This window comes from Brachyspira sp., assembly GCF_050873525.1.
Taxonomy (GTDB): domain Bacteria; phylum Spirochaetota; class Brachyspiria; order Brachyspirales; family Brachyspiraceae; genus Brachyspira.
Window position 1 is genome coordinate 1 of the sequence record NZ_JBNMIZ010000209.1, and the last position, 4,693, is coordinate 4,693.

General features: G+C 28.9%; 5 protein-coding genes. 2 read left to right on the forward strand and 3 right to left on the reverse strand.

All coding sequences use genetic code 11. From position 1 onward, the window contains the following. The first annotated feature begins 85 nt into the window (after positions 1-85). Complete coding sequence (locus ACR0QS_RS11260; RefSeq protein WP_432633545.1) at positions 86-598, forward strand: hypothetical protein; 513 nt, start codon at positions 86-88, stop codon at positions 596-598. Positions 599-666: 68 nt separating this feature from the next. Beyond that, on the forward strand, positions 667-1,134 hold the full coding sequence (locus ACR0QS_RS11265) for a ComF family protein (protein WP_432633546.1): 468 nt from the start codon (positions 667-669) through the stop codon (positions 1,132-1,134). A gap of 41 nt (positions 1,135-1,175) precedes the next feature. Here ACR0QS_RS11265 and ACR0QS_RS11270 read toward each other — a convergent pair whose 3' ends face one another. From ACR0QS_RS11270 to ACR0QS_RS11280, 3 genes are all read right to left on the reverse strand, one after another. Beyond that, positions 1,176-2,330, reverse strand: coding sequence for an iron-containing alcohol dehydrogenase (locus tag ACR0QS_RS11270; RefSeq protein ID WP_432633547.1), 1,155 nt, complete (start codon positions 2,328-2,330; stop codon positions 1,176-1,178). Between the two features lie 289 nt (positions 2,331-2,619). Next, positions 2,620-3,822 (reverse strand): hypothetical protein, encoded by a 1,203-nt coding sequence (locus tag ACR0QS_RS11275; protein WP_432633548.1) that lies wholly within the window; start codon positions 3,820-3,822, stop codon positions 2,620-2,622. Positions 3,823-3,844: 22 nt separating this feature from the next. Next, the coding region (locus ACR0QS_RS11280) for an ankyrin repeat domain-containing protein (protein ID WP_432633549.1) at positions 3,845-4,693 on the reverse strand (849 nt) is incomplete at its 5' end.

Here is a 4,693-nt window from a genome sequence, read left to right on the forward strand (position 1 = left end):
ATAAAAAATAAAAATTCAAGCGTAAATATATTGAATATAATTAAAATATAATATAATATCGTTAAATATTATTTAGGATTAAATTATGATTAAATATTTGATTAAAGAAAATAAAGAAAAAACAAAAATTTTTGAAATTTTGGCTTTTATATTATTAATAGCGGTAAGTTTAGGTTCGCCGATTTTAGTTCATTATTTCGGCTTAAAAGGAACTGAATATTTGCCTATATTTTTCGCTTTGTCTTTAGGTTCTTTTATTTTAAATCCTTTGACGCTTATAATTCTTTCGATTGCCTCGCCTTTAATTAATTCGATAATAACGGGAATGCCTCAAATTCCTGTTTTATATTTTTTAATATTTGAAGGTTTTATTTTTTCAATATTAATATCTTCGCTTAAAAATAAATTTCCGTTTTTTATATTAGCTCCGCTCTCTTTTATAAGCGCGAGATTTTCTTCGATTTTGCTTGTATTTTTATTAAATGAAAATATTGAGATTTGGTTTAACGGAATAATAAACGGTTATAAAGGAATTATAATCAATTCTTTATTTGCAATCGCTACATATTTTATTTTCAAAAATAGATTTAAAATATAATAAAGAGAATTAATATCATATACAAAACATTTTATATTGACAATATTAAAGTTTCCACGCTCGGAGATTTGGATAAAGATTTGGGAGACGAATTGAGAGCTTTCAAAAGAAGAGAAATCGAATTCCCGAATAAAATTTTAAATGCGTTTATAGAATATTATAAATCTTCAAATTTGAAATCCGACATTTTATTATTTATTCCTTCAAATAAAAACGAAAATATAATGAATTTTTTTGCGGATTATATTTCAAAAAATTTGAATATAGAAAAAAGCGACTCGATAATTTTTAATTCTATTAATAAGATAAAAGAACAAAAATATTTGGAAACTCTTAAAGAACGAAAAGAAAATATAAAAAATGCATTTCGCATAATCGCGCCCGAAAAACTTAAAAATAAAAATATTCTTTTGATAGACGATGTTTACGCTTCGGGTTTTACATTGAAAGAAGCGATAAAAACCTTAAAAGAAAACGGAATTAATAATATAGAATGCATAATTTTTTGCTATAGAAATCATACTTTTCCCAATTGATTTTTAATTAAAAAAAATTAAAAATAAAAAATATTATTCTATTATTTATAAGATTTTTCTAATATTCTTAATATATCCTCATCGCTAAAATCATGCGGGTCCGTTTCGTATAATCCGCTGGTAAATTTCGAGTTTTGAGCTATAGCTGGCAAATCTTCTCTCTTCACTCCGTAATCGGAAAGTTTTATATTGTCAACTCCGCAGGCTTTTTGAAGTTCCACTAAAGCGTTTACAAAATCCATAGGTTTTGAAGCGTCTTTTTTGCCCAAAATTTTAGCCATATTTATCATTTTTTCATCGCAGTCATGAGATTCTGCAAGTAAAGTGTAATATTCTCGGCTTATTGCAATCAATCCCGCTCCATGTTCGAGTTTAGGATAATACGCACTCAAACCATGCTCTATAGAATGCTCTGCTGTGCAATCGGAAACGCTTTGAACTATTCCCGCTAAAGTGCTTGCCATAGCGACATTTTCTCTCGCTTCTTCGTCTTCTCCGTTTGCAACCGCTTTTGCCAGACTTTTTCCTATAAGTTCTATTGATTTTAACGCAAATAAATCGCTCATTTCGTTTGCAATTTTATTAATATATCCTTCGGCGCTGTGAAATAAAGCGTCAAATCCCTGATAAGCCGTCAATTTCGGAGGAATACTTTTCATAAGTTCGGGGTCGACTATAGATAAATACGGAAATGTTTTATCATAACCGAAACCTACTTTTTCTTTTCCGTTCGTTATAACCATCCAAGGGTCCGCTTCCGTTCCCGTTCCAGAAGTAGTGGAAACGGCTATAACGGGGATAGGGTCGTTTGGTATGGCTTTCTTTTTTCCCGTTCCTCTTGTCATATAATCCCAAAAATCGCCTTCGTTTGTCGACATAATCGCTATTGATTTTGCCGAATCTATACTGCTTCCTCCTCCCATTCCTATGATAAAATCGCATTTTTCTTTTTTGACTATATCCGCTCCTTCCATAACATGTTCTTTTATAGGATTTGGAACTATTTTATCGAATAAAATATACGATATATCGGCTTTGTCTAATTGTTCTTCAAGCCTTTTTAAATAACCTATTTCTTTCATAAAAACTTCCGCCACTATTAAAGCCTTTTTTCCGGGAAATTTTTGTTTATGCAAATTATTCAAACTTCCTTTCCCAAAAATAACTCTACTTGGCATATAAAAATTAAAATTCATTGTCGTCTCCCGTTAATAATTAATTAATCGAAGTATTATATTTTATTTAATAATCGGTTGCAAGTAATTATTAAAAATTTATTGATTTAAAATAAAACTATAGATTGCCCGCCGATAAATTGGCTCGCACACGCTGTGTGCCTCACGGCAATGACGATGTTTTTATTACTGTCATTCGCCAAAGGCGTCCCGTAGGGAACGAGCAGTTAGGCGAAGTAATCTACAATAAAAAACCGAGTCTTTAATCAAAAAGAACTCGGTTATAATTTTGTGCAATTATTATAATTATTTAATCGAACAAATACCTATAAAAACTATCCTTTTTAAGATAAGGTTTTAATTTTTTCATGTCTATTGTTAAATATTCGTCATAATAATCCATTCCTTTTGTAATTGTAAGAAGCCAATCATTATATATGTCTATAGTTCCGTAACCGTTAAATATAAATTTTGATTTGCTTATTTCTTCGGGTAAATCAAAATCTTCGGGAAAATAAGATGTCGGCTCTGGAAAATTAAAATCATTATCATTTGGCTGTTCATTTTCAGGAATATCTAAATCTTTATATAAATTCTTAAATAATTCCTTTATACTATTTTGTTCTTCAATTATACCTTCAATTTTAGTTTTAAAATAATCTTTATATTCTTCTGTTAAAAATGCAATAAATATTTCATCATAATCGACTAAATCCTCTAAAGTATTATTTAGCTTTTTACCCGTTTCAAGCGATAGAATATTATAATCGTAATCGTAAGCATATGAAGTCTCTAAATAATCATCCAAATTTTCTAAATATATATTCGTTGTAGAGGTAAGCATATCTTCAATGCATAATATTTTATCATCAAAATAAGTAATCTCTGAAAAACATTTGGAATAAGTATAAGTTTCATTATGGACAACTTTTTTTAATTTTTGTTCATAAATATTTTTTAAATTTTTTATCTCAATCTTTTCCGTATCGTTACCAAAATAAGAAATATTCATTGACGGAGAATATAAAATATTTTTTCCATAACCATATTCATTATTCGATATAGTATATTCAAACATTTCGCTTAATTTTCCACCCAAAGGAGAGATGCTATTTATAACGCATGGAAAAGATTTTGATTTATTTTTCCAAGTTCCGTTTATCGTTATATTTTTAAATTCCAAAATTTTCTTCCAAGTCTCTTCGTCAATTTTGAAATTAAAAACTTCGTCTCCTTCCGCTTCAATAATCATAGAATTTTCATATATCTCTCCATAAAAATAAATATTTTTTCCAAATATATCGTAATAATAATTTCCACGCACATTACCAGATATTTCTCCTGTCCAAGAATAAGAAACATCATATATTTTTATATTCATTGTTATATCGTATTTGTCGTCAATTTTTCCTTTCAAGGTTGCGAATAAATATTTTCTTGTAAGTTTTGGTTCTTGCGAAAAAGCGATATTTCCTAATAATAAAATTGTTATTAAAGTTAGTTTTTTAATCATGGTTTTTCTCCTTCAATTTAATTTATTCTTCATTATTTACGCCAAATAATCTATCTACATATCTTTTAGCAAAATCTAAAGCATTTCTACCGCTTTCTGCTCTAATATTAACATTCGCATTTTTTTCTAACAAATATTTAACTACTTCAAATTTTCCATTTAATGAAGCCAACATTAAAGCTGTAGAATTATATTTATTTCTCGCATTAATATTAGCTTTGTTTTCTATTAAATATTTAACCACTTCCAGATGTCCATTATATGCGGCATGTATTAAAGAAGTCCAGCCATTATTGTCTTTAGCGTCAATATCAGCGCCTTTTTCTAATAAATATTGAGTGACTTCTAAATGTCCAGCTTCTGGAGCATGCATAAAGGCAGTCCAGCCTTCGTTATCTTTGTAGTTAATATCGAGTCTCCTTTCTTCGACAAAATATTTTACTACTTCTAAATGCCCGTAAAGTATAGCGAATATGAAAGCGTCATGTCCTTGACTATCTTTAATATTGAAATCCACTCTTCTTTCATCTATCAAATATTTTACAATTTCTAAATTTCCAATTCCTGCCGCATATATTAAAGCCGTCCATCCTCTATTGTCTATGGCGTTAACCTCAAGTCCTCTTTCTTCCGATAAAAGTTTTATTATTTCCAAATTCTCATTAGTAGTAGCCACGATTAAAGCCGTAGAACCGTTTTCATCTTTTGCGTTTATATCCGCTCCGTTTTCTATTGAAAATTTAGCAAGCGGAAGATTTCCAGAAAATGAAGCGTATATTAAAGGCGTCATGTCGTATATATTATTATCTATAATAGCCTTAAATGTATCATTAATATTATTAGTGGTTATTACATATTCATAACTATCAAT

Bases quoted from the DNA above. Each gene is read 5' to 3' on its own strand.
- ACR0QS_RS11260 (WP_432633545.1), top strand. From the start codon at position 86: ATGATTAAATATTTGATTAAAGAAAATAAAGAAAAAACAAAAATTTTT.
- ACR0QS_RS11270 (WP_432633547.1), bottom strand. From the start codon at position 2,330: ATGAATTTTAATTTTTATATGCCAAGTAGAGTTATTTTTGGGAAAGGA.
- ACR0QS_RS11275 (WP_432633548.1), bottom strand. From the start codon at position 3,822: ATGATTAAAAAACTAACTTTAATAACAATTTTATTATTAGGAAATATC.